Origin of the sequence: Primorskyibacter aestuariivivens (assembly GCF_028023675.1) — a bacterium.
In the GTDB taxonomy this organism is placed as follows: Bacteria; Pseudomonadota; Alphaproteobacteria; order Rhodobacterales; family Rhodobacteraceae; genus Marinovum; species Marinovum aestuariivivens.
Window position 1 is genome coordinate 91,502 of sequence record NZ_JAQIOZ010000004.1, and the last position, 19,282, is coordinate 110,783.

At 58.0% G+C, this 19,282-nt stretch carries 17 protein-coding genes; 9 read left to right on the plus strand and 8 right to left on the minus strand.

The window, feature by feature from the left end:
- The 4 genes from dnaQ to PGB28_RS04365 are packed head-to-tail and all read right to left on the minus strand — an operon-like array spanning position 1 to position 2,696.
- On the minus strand, positions 1-687 hold the full coding sequence (gene dnaQ, locus PGB28_RS04350; RefSeq protein ID WP_271420267.1) for a DNA polymerase III subunit epsilon: 687 nt from the start codon (positions 685-687) through the stop codon (positions 1-3).
- Entirely contained in the window at positions 680-1,273 is a 594-nt protein-coding gene (gene coaE, locus PGB28_RS04355) for a dephospho-CoA kinase (protein WP_271420268.1), read from the minus strand. The genes dnaQ and coaE overlap by 8 nt, the downstream gene beginning before the upstream one ends.
- Positions 1,270-2,100, minus strand: a complete 831-nt coding sequence (locus tag PGB28_RS04360) for a shikimate dehydrogenase (RefSeq protein WP_271420269.1) — start codon at positions 2,098-2,100, stop codon at positions 1,270-1,272. The genes coaE and PGB28_RS04360 overlap by 4 nt, the downstream gene beginning before the upstream one ends.
- A complete protein-coding gene (locus tag PGB28_RS04365; RefSeq protein WP_271420270.1) occupies positions 2,097-2,696 on the minus strand; it encodes a Maf family protein in 600 nt (199 codons plus the stop codon). The genes PGB28_RS04360 and PGB28_RS04365 overlap by 4 nt, the downstream gene beginning before the upstream one ends.
- Before the next feature lie 538 nt (positions 2,697-3,234).
- Here PGB28_RS04365 and rho point away from each other — a divergent pair.
- From rho to PGB28_RS04395, 6 genes are read left to right on the plus strand one after another with little or no spacing between them, the layout of a single operon-like run.
- Positions 3,235-4,506 carry a transcription termination factor Rho gene (rho, locus tag PGB28_RS04370; RefSeq protein ID WP_271420271.1) on the plus strand — a complete coding sequence of 424 codons (1,272 nt, stop codon included), beginning with the start codon at positions 3,235-3,237 and terminating at the stop codon, positions 4,504-4,506.
- 13 nt (positions 4,507-4,519) lie between these two features.
- Entirely contained in the window at positions 4,520-5,806 is a 1,287-nt protein-coding gene (mnmE, locus tag PGB28_RS04375) for a tRNA uridine-5-carboxymethylaminomethyl(34) synthesis GTPase MnmE (RefSeq protein ID WP_271420272.1), read from the plus strand.
- A 2-nt stretch (positions 5,807-5,808) separates the two neighbouring features.
- Positions 5,809-7,680 carry a tRNA uridine-5-carboxymethylaminomethyl(34) synthesis enzyme MnmG gene (gene mnmG / locus PGB28_RS04380; protein ID WP_271420273.1) on the plus strand — a complete coding sequence of 624 codons (1,872 nt, stop codon included), beginning with the start codon at positions 5,809-5,811 and terminating at the stop codon, positions 7,678-7,680.
- A gap of 1 nt (position 7,681) precedes the next feature.
- On the plus strand, positions 7,682-8,296 hold the full coding sequence (gene rsmG / locus PGB28_RS04385; protein WP_271420274.1) for a 16S rRNA (guanine(527)-N(7))-methyltransferase RsmG: 615 nt from the start codon (positions 7,682-7,684) through the stop codon (positions 8,294-8,296).
- Positions 8,289-9,098: a ParA family protein gene (locus PGB28_RS04390; protein ID WP_271420275.1), complete on the plus strand. Its 810-nt coding sequence runs from the start codon at positions 8,289-8,291 to the stop codon at positions 9,096-9,098. The genes rsmG and PGB28_RS04390 overlap by 8 nt, the downstream gene beginning before the upstream one ends.
- Positions 9,099-9,108: 10 nt before the next feature.
- The gene (locus PGB28_RS04395; protein WP_271420276.1) at positions 9,109-10,017 is read left to right on the plus strand and encodes a ParB/RepB/Spo0J family partition protein; all 909 of its coding nucleotides are present in this window, start codon (positions 9,109-9,111) and stop codon (positions 10,015-10,017) included.
- A 3-nt stretch (positions 10,018-10,020) separates the two neighbouring features.
- Here the strand turns inward: PGB28_RS04395 and hemW are convergent, their stop codons facing one another.
- The 3 genes from hemW to rph are packed head-to-tail and all read right to left on the minus strand — an operon-like array spanning position 10,021 to position 12,495.
- Complete coding sequence (gene hemW, locus PGB28_RS04400) at positions 10,021-11,211, minus strand: radical SAM family heme chaperone HemW (protein ID WP_271420277.1); 1,191 nt, start codon at positions 11,209-11,211, stop codon at positions 10,021-10,023.
- The gene (rdgB, locus tag PGB28_RS04405; protein ID WP_271420278.1) at positions 11,174-11,785 is read right to left on the minus strand and encodes an RdgB/HAM1 family non-canonical purine NTP pyrophosphatase; all 612 of its coding nucleotides are present in this window, start codon (positions 11,783-11,785) and stop codon (positions 11,174-11,176) included. The genes hemW and rdgB overlap by 38 nt, the downstream gene beginning before the upstream one ends.
- Positions 11,782-12,495, minus strand: coding sequence for a ribonuclease PH (gene rph / locus PGB28_RS04410; protein WP_271420279.1), 714 nt, complete (start codon positions 12,493-12,495; stop codon positions 11,782-11,784). Before rph ends, rdgB begins: the two co-directional genes overlap by 4 nt.
- A gap of 107 nt (positions 12,496-12,602) precedes the next feature.
- Here rph and hrcA point away from each other — a divergent pair, with 107 nt between their 5' ends.
- Positions 12,603-13,667 carry a heat-inducible transcriptional repressor HrcA gene (gene hrcA, locus PGB28_RS04415; protein ID WP_271420280.1) on the plus strand — a complete coding sequence of 355 codons (1,065 nt, stop codon included), beginning with the start codon at positions 12,603-12,605 and terminating at the stop codon, positions 13,665-13,667.
- Positions 13,668-13,677: 10 nt separating this feature from the next.
- Complete coding sequence (locus tag PGB28_RS04420; RefSeq protein ID WP_271420281.1) at positions 13,678-14,238, plus strand: nucleotide exchange factor GrpE; 561 nt, start codon at positions 13,678-13,680, stop codon at positions 14,236-14,238.
- Here the strand turns inward: PGB28_RS04420 and mutS are convergent.
- The gene (gene mutS / locus PGB28_RS04425) at positions 14,235-16,883 is read right to left on the minus strand and encodes a DNA mismatch repair protein MutS (protein ID WP_408636209.1); all 2,649 of its coding nucleotides are present in this window, start codon (positions 16,881-16,883) and stop codon (positions 14,235-14,237) included. The two genes, PGB28_RS04420 and mutS, sit on opposite strands and share 4 nt — an antisense overlap.
- 131 nt (positions 16,884-17,014) lie before the next feature.
- Here mutS and PGB28_RS04430 point away from each other — a divergent pair, with 131 nt between their 5' ends.
- Positions 17,015-19,270 carry an NADP-dependent malic enzyme gene (locus tag PGB28_RS04430; protein WP_271420504.1) on the plus strand — a complete coding sequence of 752 codons (2,256 nt, stop codon included), beginning with the start codon at positions 17,015-17,017 and terminating at the stop codon, positions 19,268-19,270.
- Positions 19,271-19,282 lie beyond the last annotated feature (12 nt).

Here is a 19,282-nt window from a genome sequence, read left to right on the forward strand (position 1 = left end):
TCAGGTTTTCGACCAGAGCGCGGCGTCACCCATCGCCGCCACGAAATCCTCATGCGCTTTGATTTCCGCCTCGGTCAGCCGGGGCGGTAATTTTTTGGGCCGGGGTTCTGGTTTCCACGTCTCGCCCGATCTGGACGGGCCCGAATTCCGCGATGTGGCCAGAACCAGACCGGGCTGACGTCCACCGATCAGCTCAAGATAGACCTCGGCCAGAATTTCACTGTCGAGCAGCGCGCCGTGCAGGGTCCGCGCGGAATTGTCGATGTTGAACCGGCGGCAAAGCGCATCAAGCGTCGCCGGAGAACCCGGAAATTTCTGCCGCGCCATGGCCAGTGTATCCACCGCCTGTTCCCAAGGCAGGCGGGGCAGGTTCATCCAGGACAGCTCCGCGTTGAGAAATTTCATATCAAAGGCGGCATTGTGGATCACCAGCTTGGCATCGCCAACGAAATCCAGAAAAGCCTGACCGATCTTGGCGAAAACCGGTTTGTCGGACAGGAATTCATCGCCCAACCCGTGCACCTCGAACGCTTCCTGCGGCATGGAGCGTTCGGGGTTGATATATTGGTGATAGGTGTTGCCGGTGGGCATATGGTTGTACAGCTCGACGGCCCCGATCTCGACAATCCGGTCGCCTTGCTCGGGGTCGAACCCGGTGGTTTCGGTATCAAGAACGATTTCACGCATCTGCCAGCCCATCCCGAATTGTCGTCACGATAGTCTCAACCTGTTGCCGCGCATGTTCAAGCGTGTCCGTTTCGATCACGAAATCCGCCCGCTTGCGCTTTTCTGCATCCCGCATCTGCCGCGACAATATCAGGTTGAAATCATCTTCGCTCATGGTGCCGCGCTCCAGCACACGCGCTTTCTGAATATCCGGAGCAACCGAGACCACGGCCACAGCATCCATCTCGGCCTCGGCACCTGTTTCAAACAGCAATGGAATGTCCAGCACCGCGATATCCGCCTTGGTGTCGCGCAGGAACTGTTCCCGATCCGCCCGGACAATCGGGTGCACCACGGCTTCGATACGGGACAACAACTCCGCATCGGAGCGGATCGCATTGCGCAATACATCCCGATCCAGACGATCACCGCGCAAGGCTTCCGGCACCATGGCACCAATCGGCGCAATCGCGGGACCACCCGGCGCATAGGCGCGGTGTACGGCGGCATCCGCATCCCAAAGCGCACAGCCGAGATCCGTAAACATCTGCGCCGTGGTGGATTTCCCCATGCCGATGGACCCGGTCAGGCCAAGACGAAAGGTCATGTCAGCATGGCGTCGCGCAGCGCATCATCGACCTCGGGCCGCCGACCGAACCAGCGCTCAAACCCCGGCACCGCCTGATGCAGCAGCATGCCCAGCCCATCCACCGTCCGGCAGCCCGCTTCACGTGCAACGCGGAGAAGATTGGTTTCCAGCGGGGTATAGACCAAATCCGTGACCAAAGTGTTTTTCTGCAATCCATCCAGGGGGATGCGCATTTCCGGCTGTCCCACCATGCCCAGCGACGTGGTGTTGACCACAAGCGCGGCGTCCTCAATCGCATTGCCCACCTGAACCCAATCGACCACCTGAACCCGCTTGCCGAAATCTTCCTGCAACTGCTCGGCCTTGATCCGGGTGCGGTTGGACAAAAGGATTTGCGGAACACCCGCCTCCAGAAGCGAGGTGATCACAGCGCGACACGCCCCCCCGGCTCCGAGTACCAAGGCAGGACCGGCCCCCGCATCCCAGCCCGGCGCGCCCTGCCGCAGGTTTTCAATGAACCCGTACCCATCCGTATTATCGGCCATGATCTTGCCATCAGCGCGAAAGATCAGCGTGTTGGCCGCACCGATGATCGTTGCCCGGTCGGTGATCTGGTCCGCAATTTCGAACACTGCCACCTTGTGCGGGATCGTCACATTCGCCCCGACAAATCCCATACGCGGCATCATGCGCAAAACGTCTTCCAAATCGCCGGAGGAGACCTCGATCGGGATGTAATGTCCCGGAAGCCCATAGCGGCGCAGCCAGTGACCATGCAGGCGTGGCGATTTGGAATGATGGATCGGCTGGCCCAGCACCGCCGCCAGAGGAATCCTGTCCGTCATGTCGAAATCACCCCCTTGGTCACAAACCAGTTCAACAGTGGCAGCAATGGCAAACCCAGCACATTGAAATAATCGCCATTCACCGACAGAAACAAGCGGCTGCCTTCTTCTTCCAGCTTGTAGGCCCCAACGCTGTGTGAAATCGACGGCCAGTTCCGGTCTACATACGCCTCGATGAATCCATCGCTGAGCTTGCGCATCTGCAGGGTCACGACACCCACATGCCGCCAGACCGGTTCGCCGTTTTCATAGGCCACACAAGCCGACAAAAGCTTGTGCCGCTGGTTGCTCAGATCGCGAAGCTGCTGCGCGGCCTCTTCTTTGGTGGCAGGTTTTGACAAAAGCCGACCGTTGAAATCCAGCACCTGATCGCAGCCCAGCACCAACGCATCCGGCGCTTTCATCGCCACCTTGCGCGCCTTCATTTCGGCCAGCGCATCGGCAATATCCCGCGGCGGCGAATCATCGGCCAGCATACCGGCCTTGATTGCCTCTTCATCGACGCGGGCGGGCTGAATCTCGATCTCAAGCCCGGCATTGCGCAAGAGCTTGGCGCGAATATCTGACCCAGACGCCAGGATGATGCGATTTTTCATGTGGATGAAACCGTGGAAGAGTCCTTGAATGACCCGAGGAATACATGGGTGTCTTTCACAGGTCGAGAACAAGTCAACGGGTATCAAGCAGGTTTCACAAATTCCCAGGGCCAATCCCCACATGGGCACAAGGACAAGTCAGGTCATGTGGATGAAACCGGTTGTTACGCAACAATCCAACGGGTTTTCCACAGAGAATGCTACCGCGAAAAATCCATTAAGATATTGTAAATAAATGATTTACTAAGGGACTTTCCGTGTTTTCCAAGTCGCGCTTTGAAAGCGTATCCCAAAGTGTATGACCGCCCGCATAACTCGATAATCCACAGAATATCTTGGCCCTACACTCATCATCATCTTTTTTCTTTAATATTTATTATTCTTGTTTGATCTCCCCTCTGTCCCGAACCAGGGCCTGGTCATTGACTCTGAATACACAAATCTCTACCTAGCATTCTGCATACCGTCCGGTGTGATGTTTCCCATACTCAAAGAGCAGATCTGACAGACAGGCATGTCGTCAGTTGCAGGTATTCCCATGACACAAGAACGACTGAACCTTGCCGACCTCAAGGCCCAGAGCCCCAAAGACCTTTTGGCGATGGCCGAAGAGCTTGAGATCGAAAACGCCTCGACCATGCGCAAGGGCGAGATCATGTTCCAGATCCTGCGCGAACGCGCGGATGAAGGCTGGGAAGTGTCCGGCGATGGCGTTCTTGAAGTGCTGCAGGACGGGTTTGGTTTCCTCCGTTCTCCCGAAGCGAACTATCTGCCAGGTCCGGATGACATCTATGTTTCGCCGAACATGATCCGCAAATTCTCGCTCAGGACCGGGGACACGGTCGAAGGTGAAATCAAGGCACCGGATGACAATGAGCGCTATTTCTGCCTGACTTCGGTGGCCAAGATCAATTTCGAAGATCCCGAACGCGCACGCCACAAAATCGCCTTTGACAACCTGACGCCGCTTTACCCCGATGAACGGCTCAAGATGGAGATCGAGGATCCGACGATCAAGGATCGCTCTGCCCGGATCATCGACCTTGTCGCGCCAATCGGTAAAGGTCAGCGGTCTCTGATCGTGGCCCCGCCGCGGACTGGTAAGACGGTGCTGCTGCAAAACATCGCTGCAAGCATCGAACGCAACCACCCGGAATGCTACCTGATCGTGCTGCTGATCGACGAACGTCCCGAAGAGGTGACGGATATGCAGCGGTCCGTAAAGGGCGAGGTTATTTCCTCGACCTTTGACGAACCAGCAACGCGCCACGTGGCGGTATCTGAAATGGTCATCGAAAAGGCCAAGCGACTGGTCGAGCACAAGCGTGATGTCGTCATCCTGCTCGATTCGATCACGCGTCTTGGCCGCGCGTTCAACACCGTCGTGCCGTCCTCGGGCAAGGTCCTGACCGGTGGTGTGGATGCCAACGCCCTGCAACGCCCCAAGCGGTTCTTTGGTGCTGCGCGGAACATCGAAGAAGGTGGTTCGTTGACCATAATCTCGACGGCGCTGATCGACACTGGCAGCCGCATGGATGAAGTGATCTTTGAAGAATTCAAAGGCACCGGCAACTCCGAGATTGTCCTGGATCGCAAGATCGCGGACAAACGCGTGTTCCCGGCCATCGACATTCTGAAATCCGGTACGCGGAAAGAGGATTTGCTGATCGACAAGGTGGATCTTCAGAAAACCTTTGTGCTTCGCCGTATCCTCAATCCGATGGGCACCACGGACGCGGTGGAATTCCTGCTGTCGAAACTCAAGCAGACCAAGACCAACAGCGAATTCTTCGATTCGATGAACACCTGATACGGGGGCCATCATGGACACGATCTTTGCCCTGGCTTCGGCCCAGGGAAAGGCCGGTGTATCTGTCATTCGCATTTCTGGCCCGCAGGCATTTGCCGCGGGCCAGTCGCTTTGTGGCGACCTTCCGGATGCACGTCAGACAGCCGTTCGGATATTGAAGGATCGCGATGGCGAGGTGATTGATCAGGCGCTGGTGCTGGTCTTTGAAAAGGGCAAAAGCTTTACCGGTGAACCGGTGGTCGAGTTTCAGACCCATGGCAGCCCTGCGGTCATTCGGCGTGTGCTGGCTGCGCTTGGTCAGCTACCTGATTGCCGGATGTCGGAGGCGGGGGAATTCACCCGGCGTGCCTTTGACAACGGATGCCTTGACCTGGCACAGGCCGAAGGGCTTGCCGATTTGATCGACGCCGAAACCGAGGCGCAGCGCCAACAGGCCATGCGCTCGCTGTCCGGAGAGTTCGGCGATCTCGTCGCGGTCTGGCGGGAAAGGCTCGTGCGTGCGGCGGCCTTGCTCGAAGCCTCGATTGATTTCGCTGACGAAGAGGTTCCGGTTGATGTCACGCCCGAGGTGACCGAACTGCTCGATCTGGTTGAGGCGGACATACGCAAACAGATCGACGGTATCTCGATATCGGAACGTATTCGCGATGGGTTCGAGGTAGCAATTGTCGGGCGGCCCAATGTTGGCAAATCGACCTTGCTGAATGCATTGGCAGGGCGGGACGCGGCCATCACCTCGGATATCGCCGGCACAACCCGGGATGTGATCGAAGTGCGCATGGAACTTGCCGGTTTGCCGGTCACGCTGCTGGACACGGCGGGTTTGCGCGAAACCGAAGACCAGATCGAGGCTTTGGGTGTTGCGCGGGCCAGGGACCGGGCCGAGGCGGCGGATTTGCGGGTATTTCTGGTGGAGCCTGGTGCCGATCCTGAGATTGAACCGCGCAAAACCGATATTGTAGCGGTCACGAAGGCCGATCTAAATCCGGTAGAACATTTTTCTATTTCTCCCAAATATGGACAAGGGATCGACATATTGGTTGAGAAGATTGGCGATGTTTTGTCCCAGAAGGCGCAACGCGCAGGTGTGGCAACACGGGAACGTCATCGAATGGCGATGAATGCATCTTTGTCCCACTTGGCGACGTCGCGTGTTTGGGTACAGGACGGGCAGGGTGGCTATGATATAGCAGCCGAAGAGCTTCGGCTTGCGATTCGATCATTGAACTCGCTGGTTGGCGAAGTAGATGTCGAGGAGCTTCTGGGCGAGATATTCTCGCGATTCTGCGTCGGAAAGTAGGGGTGTTTCACGTGAAACATTTTGATGTCATCGTCGTTGGGGGTGGTCATGCGGGCTGTGACGCTGCTCATGCCGCCGCACGTATGGGTGTGTCCACGGCTCTCGTGACGCTCAAGATGTCGGGGATTGGCGTTTTATCCTGTAATCCAGCTGTCGGAGGATTGGGTAAGGGTCATCTCGTTCGAGAAATTGACGCCTTGGACGGGATCATCGGGCGCGTGTCCGATCGCTCGGGAATTCAGTTTCGCCTGCTGAACCGTCGCAAGGGCCCCGCTGTTCAGGGTCCTCGCGCGCAGATTGACCGGGATGCCTATCGTTCCGAGATGCAATCTCTGATTGGAAAAACGGAAAATCTTAGCGTTATCGAAGGCGAAGTTGCCGATCTCAAGCTGGCCCAAGGGCGCATTGCCGGGGTTGTGCTGGCTGATGGTCAGGAGATTTCGTCCAGTGCTGTCATCCTGACGACAGGCACGTTCCTTCGTGGCATCATTCACATCGGGGATGTGCAACGCGAAGGCGGTCGTATTGGCGATGCGCCGTCCAATCGTCTGGCGGAACGCTTGTATGACATGGACCTTGCAATAGGTCGGCTGAAAACCGGTACACCGCCAAGGCTCCGGTCCTCAACGATCAATTGGGACGTTCTGGATGAACAACCGGGGGACGAAGACCCGGTTCTGTTTTCCTTCCTGTCTTCATCGGTGGTGCTGGATCAGGTGTCTTGTGGCATCACCCACACCAACAGCCAGACCCATGACATCATTCGCGAGAATCTGAACCGCTCCGCGATGTATGGGGGGCATATTGACGGGGTTGGTCCACGCTATTGCCCGTCCATCGAGGACAAGATCGTGCGCTTTGCAGACAAGGAAAGCCATCAGATCTTTCTTGAGCCCGAAGGTTTGAAAACTGAAACGGTCTATCCAAACGGGATTTCCACCAGCCTCCCGGAGAGTGTGCAGTATGATTACGTACATTCCATCCGTGGATTGGAGCAGGCCGAGATAATGCAGCCCGGCTATGCCATCGAATATGACTATGTGGATCCGCGGTCGCTCACATCGCAATTGCAATTGAAACAGGTTGAGGGGCTTTACCTCGCCGGTCAGATCAATGGAACGACGGGATATGAAGAAGCAGCGGCGCAGGGTCTCGTTGCTGGCTTGAACGCCGCTGCCGCCGTGCGTGGGCAAGCGCCGATCTATTTCAGCCGGGCGGAGTCCTACATTGGCGTGATGATCGACGATCTTGTCACGCGGGGCGTCTCTGAGCCCTATCGCATGTTCACGTCGCGCGCCGAGTTCCGTTTGTCCTTGCGGGCCGACAATGCGGATCAGCGTTTGACACCACTCGGTTTAGAGGCCGGATGTGTCGGTGAGTCCCGTCGGATTGCCTTTGAAACCAAGATGGAACGGTTGAACAGCGCCCGAGCCGCATTGGAAAACGCCAGATTCACCCCAAAAGAGGCCAGCGCTGCCGGGATTGCCGTCTCCAATGATGGTGCGCGTCGCAGTGCATTCCAACTTTTGGCGTTCCCGAATGTCGGGATGGATGATCTGCAAGAGCTTGTGCCGGAGATTAGTGATTTTGATGAGATCACGCGGGCGCAACTTGAAAAAGATGCGCTTTATGCGAATTATGTTGAGCGTCAGCGCCGTGATGTGGACGCGCTGAAGCGGGATGAGAAATTGTCATTCCCGGCTGATTTCAAATTCGCGACGATTGATGGTCTTTCCAACGAATTGAAGCAAAAACTGATTCAAGCGCAGCCTGAGAATATTCGCCAGGCCTCAAAGGTTGAGGGAATGACGCCGGCAGCTTTGACATTGCTTTTGTCGCGTCTGCGCGCGCATTCCCAGCAGAAATCGGCCTGAGATGATCGCTCCCGAAGACTTCAATGTTTCACGTGAAACATTCGAACGGCTGGAAATTTATGTCGAGTTGCTCCGGAAATGGACGCCGAGGATCAATCTGGTGGCCAAATCCACCATGCCAGAGGTCTGGGAACGGCACATCGCGGATTCGATTCAGCTACTTGAAGTGATGGCGGGCCGATCCGGGCATTATGCCGATCTTGGAAGCGGCGGCGGGTTGCCCGGATTGGTGACGGCGATTGCGCATACCGACTTTGATATGGAGCTGAACGCAGTCACGCTGGTTGAATCCGACCAACGCAAGGCGGCATTTCTCCGCACAGTTTTGCGCGAAACGGAATCCAAGGGACAAGTCGTAGCAGCGCGGATCGAAGCCATTGATCCGTTGAGCGCTGAAATCCTTTCGGCGCGCGCCCTTGCGTCGCTTGATGATTTGCTGGGCTTTGCTGAACAGCATTTGGCCAAGACGGGCGTTGCCGTCTTCCCCAAAGGCATAAACTGGCGCGCAGAGCTCGAAGAGGCACAGAAGACGTTTTCATTCACCTGTGAAGCCCATAAGAGTCAAACCCAGGATGGTGCTGTCATCCTGGAAATAGGAGAGATTTCCCGTGTCTGATCCCACGCGCCCGGCTGGTCCGAAAATCATTGCTATTGCCAACCAGAAGGGCGGAGTTGGCAAAACGACGACCACGATCAACCTGGCTTCGGCGCTTGCAGAACTTGGCTACAAGGTGCTGATCGTGGATTTGGATCCGCAGGGTAACGCATCGACCGGGCTGGGTATCATCCCCGAGGATCGCGATTTGACGACCTATGAGCTTTTGCTTGATGACGTGGCGTTGGATGAGGTCATTCAGACCTGCGACATCGAAAACCTGTCGATCATTCCGGCGACGGTCGACCTGTCCTCGGCTGATATCGAATTGATTGCCAATGAAAAGCGTAGTTTCCTCTTGCACGATGCGCTGCGTCAGCATGCGATGGATAAATACGGGTTCGATTATGTCCTGATAGATTGCCCGCCGTCCCTGAACCTTTTGACCGTGAATGCGATGGTCGCGGCGCATTCGGTACTGGTGCCTTTGCAAAGTGAATTCTTTGCGCTGGAAGGTCTGTCGCAGTTGATGATCACCATTCGTGAGGTGCGCCAGACAGCAAATCCAAACCTTAGGATCGAGGGGATTGTGCTCACCATGTATGACAGCCGCAACAATCTGTCCCAACAGGTTGAGATGGATGCGCGTGAAAATCTGGGTGACCTGGTGTTCCAGACACTCATTCCGCGCAATGTCCGGGTGAGCGAAGCACCATCCTATTCGGTGCCTGTTCTGCAATATGACAGCGCGTCCAAGGGCGCGGCGGCCTACCGGGCCCTGGCGACGGAACTGGTCAGCAAAAACACGAAACGCGCAGCCTGAGGCAAAGAACATGGCGGATAGAAAAGAAAAACGCAGAGGTTTGGGGCGTGGATTGTCGGCCTTGATGGCGGATGTGGAGCCGACGAGTACCGACACCGGTACACGTGAAGGTCCAGCCGCTGCAGAGAAATCCATTCCTGTCGAAAAGATCGTGCCCAACCCGGACCAGCCGCGGCGTCAGTTCTCGGAAGAGGATATGCGCGATCTGGCCGAGTCGATCAAAGCCAAGGGTGTCATCCAGCCGCTGATCGTTCGCGAAAAGCCGGGCGATGCGGGCATGTATGAAATCGTGGCCGGTGAACGCCGTTGGCGGGCTGCGCAGATGGCGCAGCTTCACGAACTGCCGGTCATCATTCGCGATTTCAGTGATACCGAAGTGCTGGAAGTTGCGATTATCGAAAACATCCAGCGCGCTGATCTGAACGCGGTGGAAGAGGCGCTTGGCTTCCGTCAGCTTATGGACCGGTTTGGTCATACCCAGGAAAAACTGGCGGAAGCGCTTGGCAAAAGCCGGAGCCATATCGCAAATCTGCTGCGCCTGCTCAACCTGCCAGAGCCAGTTCTGGACATGGTGCGCAACAGCGAACTGTCTGCCGGTCATGCGCGCGCGTTGATCACCTCGGATGATCCTGTCGGATTGGCCCGAACCGTGGTCGCCCGGAGTTTGTCGGTGCGCGAAACCGAAAAGCTGGCCAAGTCCGGTGGTGAAGACGCCAAACCTGCACCGCGCGGTTCATCCGGCGTCAATGCCGCGGGAAAAGATGCCGATACCAAGGCGCTCGAAGGTGATCTTGCGGCACAGCTTGGGATGAAGGTGAATATCGACCATAAACCGGGCGGGGAAGGTGGCAAGCTGGTGCTGCATTACGCAGATCTGGAGCAACTGGATGATCTGTGCCGCTTGTTAACCGGGTCCTGATCGTCAGGCCAGCGCAGAAATCAGCTCTGCGATCACGGCATTCAGCACCGGTCGTCCCTTGGGCGTGACAATGATGCTTTGATCTTTGAATTCAACCATGCCGATGTCGTGGAGATATTGGCCGGTTTCGGTTGGAAAAGACTGAAGAGCCACCCGTTCAAATCGTTGAATATCTAGTGGTTCGTTGAGCCGAAGTCCCATCATGATGAGTTCCGTCGCCATATCTTGGGGAGAAAGGGGCTCAACGGTCTCGGCCTTTCCGCCAAGATGCGACTCCAACCACATGCGCGGATTTGATTTCGCGACTGTTGCGTATTTCTGGCCGTCCAATGTGAGCCGACCATGCGCGCCAGGCCCGATCCCGGCGTAGTCTCCATATTTCCAATAGACAATGTTGTGGCGGGATTCATTGCCCGGGTAAGCATGATTTGACACTTCATAGGCCGGTAACCCGTGCGCTTCGCACATCTCCTGTGTCAGGTCATACATATCGGCCGCAAGATCGTCTGGGGGCAGGCCACGGAGCTTGCCAGCATTGTAACGGTCCCCGAAAGCGGTGCCTTGCTCAATGGTCAATTGATACAGCGACAGATGCCCGGCATTCAGCGCCAGTGCTTGTTCAAGCTCGGTTTTCCACTGGTTTAGTGACTGATTTTGCCGCGCGTAGATCAAATCGAAACTGCTTCGGTCAAAGACATTCTGACTGATCTGGATCGCGCGCCTGGCCTCGTCAACGCTGTGCAACCGCCCAAGCCGCGCAAGATCACCATCATTGAGCGCCTGAACGCCCAAAGACACACGATTGACACCGGCATCGCGATAGCCTCTGAACCTGTCGATCTCGACCGAGCCGGGATTGGCCTCAAGCGTGATTTCCACGTCATTGGACAACGTCCAGGTATCCCGCACCTCATCCAGAATCGTCTCTAACGTGGGGATTTCCATCAAAGATGGGGTGCCGCCGCCAAAATAGACCGAGCGCAGAACCCGACCTTTGGTCAGTGCGCCAACACGCTTGATCTCATTCGCATAGGCGCTTGCCCATGCTTTCTGGTCAATGTGTTTCTGAACATGGCTGTTGAAATCGCAATAGGGGCATTTGGATTCGCAAAACGGCCAATGGACATAAAGCCCGAAGCCACCGTTTTGCCAATCCTCAGTCAAAGCAGGCCGCGACCAGTTTCCTGAACGCATCCGCGCGGTGGCTTATCTCGTTCTTTTTCCAGCGATCCATTTCGCCCAGCGTGATGTCATAGCCGTCGGGCATGAAGATCGGATCATACCCATGACCCTGATCACCGCGCATGGGCCAGACGACCTTGCCCTCGATCACGCCGGGAAACACCTCGTCATGACCGTCGGGCCAGGCGAGCACCAACGTACAACAGAACCGCGCGGTGCGGGGATGTGCGGCGTTCCTGGTCTCCAACTCTTCATGTGTTCGGGTCATCGCCATGACGAAATCCCGGCCATTGGGTGTTTCGGCCCAATCCGCAGTGTAAACACCGGGCGCGCCGTCCAGCGCATCTACCTCGATCCCGCTGTCGTCGGACAGGGCGGGCAGGCCGGTTGCTTTGGCGGCGGCATGCGCCTTGATCCGGGCATTGCCGACAAAGGTGGTTTCGGTTTCCTCGGGCTCATCCAGCCCCATCTCGGCCGCGCCAACAACTTTGACGCCAAAAGGCTCAAGCAGGCGTTCAATCTCTTCCAGCTTGCCCTTGTTGTGGGTGGCGACCAAAAGCCGGTCGCCAGAGAATTTCCGCGTCATGCGGTGGCCGCCTTTTGCATTTCGGTCAGCTCGGACACGCCCTTTTCCGCGAGATCGAGCAGTTCGTTCATCTGTGCCCGGGAATAAGTCGCGCCCTCGGCGGACATCTGCACTTCGATCAGCTGTTTGTTGCCCAGCATGATGAAATTGCCGTCCACGCCCGCCTCGGAATCTTCGGGGTAATCCAGATCCAGCACCGGCTGACCCGCATAGATGCCACAGCTGACCGCAGCCACCGGCTCAATCAGCGGATCACTGATCACGTCGCCGATTTTCATCAGCTTGTTGACAGCCAGCCGTAAAGCCACCCATCCCCCGGTGATCGAGGCACAGCGCGTACCGCCATCGGCCTGAATCACATCGCAATCGACCGTAATCTGACGCTCGCCTAGAGCAACACGGTCCACCCCGGCACGCAATGACCGACCGATCAGTCGTTGAATTTCCACCGTGCGGCCGCCTTGCTTGCCAGCGGCGGCTTCGCGGCGCATCCGGGTATTGGTCGCGCGGGGCAGCATACCGTATTCCGCGGTGACCCAGCCAAGACCGGAACCCTTGATAAACGGCGGCACGCGGTCTTCGATTGTCGCGGTGCAGAGCACATGCGTATCGCCCATCCTGATCAGGCAGGAGCCTTCGGCATGTTTCGTGACGCCGGTTTCGATTGAAACCTCGCGCATTTCGCTTAAATTCCGTCCTGACGGTCGCATAGTGTCATCCTTGGCTGTTTGACTGCGGGGATACAGGGCGGCGCCGATCCTCTGCAACCCCAAGCGCAGGGTCCTGCAACAGATAATATGTAAAGACACGCAAAGACATGAGTGACGGCGCGAAACTTCTCGAAGAAATGAATGACCGCTCACGCGAAGTGTTTCGACGCGTGGTCGAAGGCTATCTGCTGACCGGGGAGCCAGTGGGCTCGCGCACGCTGACCCGGAGCCTGTCGGAAAAGGTCAGCGCCGCAACGATCCGCAACGTGATGCAGGATCTGGAGTTCCTTGGCCTGATCGGAAGCCCCCATATCAGCGCTGGTCGTGTGCCGACGCAGCAGGGGTTGCGCATGTTCGTCGATGGATTGCTTGAGATGGATGATCTGGCCGTAACGGACCGCGAAGCGATCGACGCGACGCTGGCCAGCAATTCGTCGGACGTGAGCGGTCTTCTCGATCGGGTCGGGTCGGCCTTGTCAGGGGTGACGCAAGGCGCATCCCTGGTTCTGACACCCAAGCATGAAGCGCCGATCAAACATATCGAGTTTGTATCACTGGCCCAGGACCGGGCGCTTGTGGTGCTGGTTTTTGCGGACGGCCATGTCGAGAACCGCCTGTTTTCGCCGCCGCCCGGGCAAACGCCCAGTTCCATGCGCGAAGCGGCAAATTTTCTCAATGCGTTGATCGAGGGCCGCACGCTGAGCGAATTGCGTACCCAAATCGCGGAACAGATCCGCGCGCGCCGTCAGGAGATCGACAGCCTGTCGCAACAAATGGTCGAAAGCGGGCTGGCGGTGTGGACGACCGATGCGGACGATTCCGAACGACTCATCGTGCGGGGGCGTGCAAATCTTTTGGGCGAGGGGGCCGAAGAAGAAGACCTTGATCGTATCCGCGTGTTGTTTGACGACCTCGAGCGCAAGCGGGACATTGCCGAATTTCTCGAACTCACCGAAGAGGGTGAAGGTGTGCGGATTTTTATCGGCTCAGAGAACAAACTTTTCTCACTTTCGGGTTCCTCTTTGGTGGTGTCTCCATATATGAACGCGGATCGAAAGATCATCGGTGCGGTTGGGGTCATCGGACCCACGCGCCTGAATTACGGGCGGATCGTACCGATCGTTGATTACACGGCACAGCTGGTCGGCAAACTGATTTCCGACCGAAGTTAGAGGACGAATCATGGCTGAGCAGGAACCCAGCAATTTCCTAGATGACCTTGCCAATGCCGAGGCAGAAGAATTTGGCGAAGAGATGGAAGAGCTGGACGACGAGGTTGTCGAGCTTGACGCGCTGCGCGCCGAACGCGATGAGCTGCGCGACAAATTCATGCGCGCACTGGCTGACGCGGAGAATTCCCGCAAACGCGCGCAAAAGGAACGCCGCGAGGCCGAGCAATATGGCGGCTCGAAACTCGCGCGCGATCTGTTGTCGGTCTATGACAACATGAAACGGGCCGTCGAAAGTGTAGGTGAGGAGCAGAAAGAAGCCTCGGCCGCGCTGATCGAAGGGGTCGAGCTGACCATGCGCGAGCTGATTTCCGTGTTCAAGAAATACGGGATCGAGCCTGTGTCGCCGCAAGTGGGCGACAAGTTCGATCCGCAGGTGCATCAGGCCATGTTCGAAGCCCCGGTGCCCGGCACCAAGGCGGGCGAAATCATCCAGGTCTCTGCCGACGGGTTCATGATGCATGATCGTCTGCTGCGCCCGGCGCAGGTGGGTGTGTCTTCGAACCCGGGTTAATCCTTGGTCAGATTTCGAAGCTCATAGATCAGGTTCAGCGCCTCCAATGGCGTCAATTGATCCGGACTGATGTCTTTCAACCGCGCCTCCACCTCGGATGGCGCGGTTTTCGTTTGCTGGGGCGGCGGGGGCGCCGCGGAAAACAGCGGCAGATCATCGACAATGGCTTTTTGATTGCCGCCTTCACGTTCGCCTTTTTCCAACGCATCCAGGATCACGCGCGCGCGGTCGACCACAACCGGCGGCAACCCCGCCAATTGCGCGACCTGCACGCCATAGGACCGGTCCGCCGCCCCTTTGCGCACCTCATGCAGGAACACGACCTCGCCATCCCATTCCTTGACCGCAACTGTGGCATTGTCCACGCCGGGCATGCGCCCGGCGATCTTGGTCATCTCGTGATAATGCGTCGCGAACAGCCCGCGACAGCGGTTCACATCATGCAGATGTTCCAGCGTGGCCCAGGCAATGGACAACCCGTCATAGGTGGCGGTGCCGCGCCCGATCTCGTCCAGGATCACCAAGGCCCGATCATCGGCCTGATTGAGAATGGCGGCGGTTTCCACCATTTCGACCATGAAAGTCGAACGCCCACGCGCCAAATCATCAGACGCCCCCACGCGGCTGAAGACCTGGCTGACCAACCCGATATGGGCCTTGTCCGCGGGCACGAAACTGCCGGCTTGCGCCAGGATGGCAATCAGCGCGTTCTGGCGCAGAAAGGTCGATTTACCCGCCATGTTTGGACCGGTCAGAAGCCAGATGGCAGAGGCATCATCGCCATCCGAGAGATGACAATCATTGGCGACAAATGGATCACCGGCTGTGTTGAGCGCAGCCTCCACCACCGGGTGACGCCCGGCCTCCACGTGAAACATGCGGCTGTCATCCACAACCGGGCGGGTCCAGTTTTCCTCGCGCGCCAATTGCGCCAGAGCGGCGCAAATGTCCAATTCGCTCAGCGCGCGGGCGATGGAGCCAAGCGGCCCGGATTGATCCAGAATTGCCTGTTTCAGCGTGGAATAGAGACGCTTTTCGATTTCAAGCGCGTGATTTCCGGCGTTCAGAATCCGGGTTTCCAGATCGGAAAGCTCCACGGTGGTGAACCGCACCTGATTGGCCGTGGTCTGGCGGTGAATGAAGGTTTCCGACAGCGGCGCGGCCAGCATTTTCTCCGCATGGGTGGCGGTGGTTTCGACGAAATAGCCCAGCACGTTGTTGTGCTTGATCTTGAGCGAGGCGATGCCCGAGAGATTGGCATATTGCTGTTGCAGACTGGCAATGACAGAGCGCCCCTCGTCGCGCAGGGTACGTGCCTCGTCCAGTTCCGCGTCATAGCCCACGGCAATGAATCCGCCGTCGCGCGCCAGTAAGGGTGGTTCCGCCACCAGCGCCTGATCCAGCAGGTCCAGCAGATCGGATTGGCCGGGCAGGGCGGCAAGCGCATTGCGCAGCACATCTGGGTGATGGGGGTCGGTCAGGCTGGCGGTGATATCCTCGGCCTGTTCCAGCGCCGCGCGAATACCCGCCAGATCCCGGGGTCCGCCCCGATCCAGAGCGAGTCGGGACAGGGCCCGGTCAATATCGGGCACTTTGCGCAGGCGCTCGCGCAACCCATCGCGAAACGCGCTGTTTTCCAGTGCATATTCAATCGCCGCATGGCGTCCGTGGATCGAGGGCAGGTCGCGCGACGGGCTGGACAGCCGCCGCTCCAACAGCCGCGCGCCCCCGGCAGTGACGGTGCGATCAATGCAGGCCAAGAGCGATCCGGCCCGCCCGCCGGTCATGGCAGAGGTCAGTTCCAGATTGCGACGCGTTGCATGGTCGATCTGCATAACGCCGCCACTGCTTTCCTTTTGTGGCGGGCGGAGCAGGGGCAATTTGCCCTTTTGCGTGATGCGGAGGTAATCGACCAGCGCGCCCATCGCAGAAAGCTCGGGCCGCGAGAACTGACCATACGCATCCAGCGACGCCACGTGAAACACGCTGGCCACCCGCTCAGATGCGGCAGAACTATCGAAGGACGCAGCGCTAAGCGTTGTCACAGAAGCGCCTGATTCAGTCACTATTTCAGAGAAATCCGCTTCTTGCGCATCGGGCAGCAATACTTCAGACGGGGCCAGCCGCGCCAGTTCCGCGCCGAGCCGCACCGCAGGCAGCGGCATCACGTGAAACGCGCCGGTGGAGATATCAACCCAGGCGAGCGCAAATTCGTCTCTAATGCAGGCAAAAGCGGCCAAAAAGTTATGTCGCCGCGCCTCCAGAAGACTTTCCTCGGTCAGCGTTCCGGGGGTGACCAGCCGCACCACATCCCGCTTGACCACGGATTTCGATCCGCGTTTCTTGGCCTCGGCGGGGCTTTCCATCTGTTCGCAGACCGCGACGCGAAATCCCTTGCGAATGAGCGTCAGCAAATATCCCTCGGCGGCATGAACCGGCACGCCACACATTGGAATATCCGCGCCGTCGTGTTTGCCGCGTTTGGTCAGCGCAATGTCCAATGCTTCGGCTGCGGCCTTGGCGTCGTCAAAGAACAGCTCATAGAAATCGCCCATGCGATAGAACAACAGCGCGTCGGGATGCCCCGATTTGATCTCAAGATACTGCGCCATCATGGGCGTCACGGCTGTGTTTGCCTTGGTCATGCCCGTCCCCCGGTTTCGATTTGGCCGACCATACAAATCCCGGGTTGCGGCGAAAAGCCGAAAGGCAGCCGCTTGGCACGCAAGGGTCGGTGAGATAAGAGGCGATGATCAAAGAAATAGAGGCCCGCCCGATGTCCAAACCCAAGTTCACCCGCGAAGAGGCGCTGGCCTTTCACCTTGAGCCCACGCCCGGCAAGTTCGAGATCAAAGCCACAGTGCCGATGACCACGCAGCGGGACCTGTCGCTGGCCTATTCGCCGGGTGTTGCCGTGCCTTGCGAAGACATCGCGGAAAATCCCGAACTGGCCTACGACTACACCAACAAGGGCAACCTTGTTGCTGTCGTATCCAACGGGACCGCGGTGCTGGGTCTGGGTAATCTGGGTGCGCTGGGTTCCAAGCCGGTGATGGAGGGCAAGGCGGTGCTCTTCAAACGCTTTGCCGATGTGAATTCGATCGATATCGAGCTCGACACCGAGGATCCGGACGAATTCTGCAAGGCGGTCAAGCTGATGGGGCCGACCTTTGGCGGCATCAACCTTGAGGACATCAAGGCACCGGAATGTTTCATCATCGAGCAGCGGCTCAAGGAAGAGATGGATATTCCGGTCTTCCATGATGACCAGCATGGCACCGCCGTGATCTGTGCGGCGGGTCTGATCAACGCGCTGCATATTTCCGGCAAGAAGATCGAGGATGTGAAGATCGTCCTCAATGGCGCGGGCGCGGCCGGCATCGCCTGTATCGAGCTGCTCAAATCCATGGGTGCGCGCCATGAGAATTGCATCGTCTGCGACACCAAGGGCGTGATCTATCAGGGTCGCACCGAGGGCATGAACCAATGGAAATCGGCCCATGCCATTTCCACCGATCTGCGCACGCTGGAAGAGGCGATGAAGGGCGCCGATGTGTTCCTTGGCGTGTCGGTCAAGGGCGCGGTGACGCCCGAGATGGTCGAAGCGATGGCGGAAAACCCTGTAATCTTTGCCATGGCGAACCCCGATCCCGAGATCACTCCGGAAGAGGCGCATGAGATTCGCGCCGATGCGATTGTTGCAACCGGCCGGTCGGATTATCCGAACCAGGTCAACAACGTGCTTGGGTTCCCGTATTTGTTCCGGGGTGCGCTGGATATTCACGCTCGCGCCATCAATGACGAGATGAAAATCGCCTGCGCCGAGGCTTTGGCAGAACTGGCGCGCGAAGATGTACCGGACGAGGTGGCGCTGGCTTATGGCAAGAACCTGTCCTTTGGCCGCGATTACATCATCCCGACACCGTTTGACCCGCGTCTGATCCACCGCATCCCGCCGGCCGTGGCCAGGGCCGGGATGCAAACCGGGGCCGCGCGCCGCCCGATTGTGGATATGGACAGCTACGAGCTGAGCCTGAAATCGCGGATGGATCCGACCGCATCGATCCTGCGTGGCATCAACGCGCGTGCACGCGCCAACCAGGCGCGCATGATCTTTGCCGAGGGCGATGACCCCCGCGTGCTGCGCGCCGCGGTGATGTATCAACGCTCCGGTCTTGGCAAATCGCTGGTCGTCGGGCGCGACGCGGATGTGAAGGCCAAGCTTGAAGCCGCGGGCATGGGCGATGCGGTGCGCGAGCTTGAAATTGTGAACGCAGCCAACACCCGCCATCTGGAGCTTTACAAAGAGCACCTTTATGGGCGTTTGCAGCGCAAGGGCCACGATCTCAAGGACATTCACCGTCTTGCGGCCCGTGACCGGCATGTGTTCGGCTCGTTGATGCTGGCCCATGGGCATGGTGACGGGCTGATCACCGGGGCCACGCGTAAATCGGCGCATGTGCTGGAAAAGATCAACTACGTGTTTGACGCCGATGCCGGGTCTGGTGCGGCGGGGATTACCGCGCTTTTGCACAACGGGCGCATCGTGCTGATTGCGGATACGCTGGTGCATGAATGGCCGGATGAAAACGATCTTGCCGATATTGCCGAACGTGGAGCGGGTGTGGCGCGGCATCTGGGGCTGGAGCCGCGTGTGGCCTTTGTCAGCTTCTCGACCTTTGGGTATCCGGTCTCGGAGCGCGCCGAGAAGATGCATATCGCACCCACGGTGCTTGATAGCCGCGGCGTTGATTTCGAATACGAAGGCGAGATGACGGTTGATGTGGCGCTGAATGCAAAGTCGCAGGCGGCGTATCCGTTCTCGCGCCTCACCGGTCCGGCCAATGTTCTGGTTGTGCCTGCACGGCATTCGGCGAGCATCTCGGTCAAGCTGATGCAGGAAATGGCTGGGGCCACCGTGATCGGGCCGATTCTGACCGGCATTGATGCCTCGATCCAGATTTGCTCTTCTGTTTCCACGGCGAACGATATCCTGAACATGGCGGTTCTGGCCGCCTGTAAGGTCGGATAAAACACGAAAGGG

Excerpts from the sequence above, each read along its gene's own strand:
- coaE (WP_271420268.1), bottom strand. The coding sequence starts at position 1,273 with ATGACCTTTCGTCTTGGCCTGACCGGGTCCATCGGCATGGGGAAATCC.
- mnmE (WP_271420272.1), top strand. The coding sequence starts at position 4,520 with ATGGACACGATCTTTGCCCTGGCTTCGGCCCAGGGAAAGGCCGGTGTA.
- PGB28_RS04430 (WP_271420504.1), top strand. The coding sequence starts at position 17,015 with ATGTCCAAACCCAAGTTCACCCGCGAAGAGGCGCTGGCCTTTCACCTT.
- rsmG (WP_271420274.1), top strand. The coding sequence starts at position 7,682 with ATGATCGCTCCCGAAGACTTCAATGTTTCACGTGAAACATTCGAACGG.
- mutS (WP_408636209.1), bottom strand. The coding sequence starts at position 16,883 with ATGACCAAGGCAAACACAGCCGTGACGCCCATGATGGCGCAGTATCTT.
- rph (WP_271420279.1), bottom strand. The coding sequence starts at position 12,495 with ATGCGACCGTCAGGACGGAATTTAAGCGAAATGCGCGAGGTTTCAATC.
- rho (WP_271420271.1), top strand. The coding sequence starts at position 3,235 with ATGACACAAGAACGACTGAACCTTGCCGACCTCAAGGCCCAGAGCCCC.
- PGB28_RS04360 (WP_271420269.1), bottom strand. The coding sequence starts at position 2,100 with ATGACGGACAGGATTCCTCTGGCGGCGGTGCTGGGCCAGCCGATCCAT.
- hemW (WP_271420277.1), bottom strand. The coding sequence starts at position 11,211 with ATGCGTTCAGGAAACTGGTCGCGGCCTGCTTTGACTGAGGATTGGCAA.
- PGB28_RS04395 (WP_271420276.1), top strand. The coding sequence starts at position 9,109 with ATGGCGGATAGAAAAGAAAAACGCAGAGGTTTGGGGCGTGGATTGTCG.
- hrcA (WP_271420280.1), top strand. The coding sequence starts at position 12,603 with ATGAGTGACGGCGCGAAACTTCTCGAAGAAATGAATGACCGCTCACGC.
- PGB28_RS04420 (WP_271420281.1), top strand. The coding sequence starts at position 13,678 with ATGGCTGAGCAGGAACCCAGCAATTTCCTAGATGACCTTGCCAATGCC.
- dnaQ (WP_271420267.1), bottom strand. The coding sequence starts at position 687 with ATGCGTGAAATCGTTCTTGATACCGAAACCACCGGGTTCGACCCCGAG.
- rdgB (WP_271420278.1), bottom strand. The coding sequence starts at position 11,785 with ATGACGCGGAAATTCTCTGGCGACCGGCTTTTGGTCGCCACCCACAAC.
- PGB28_RS04365 (WP_271420270.1), bottom strand. The coding sequence starts at position 2,696 with ATGAAAAATCGCATCATCCTGGCGTCTGGGTCAGATATTCGCGCCAAG.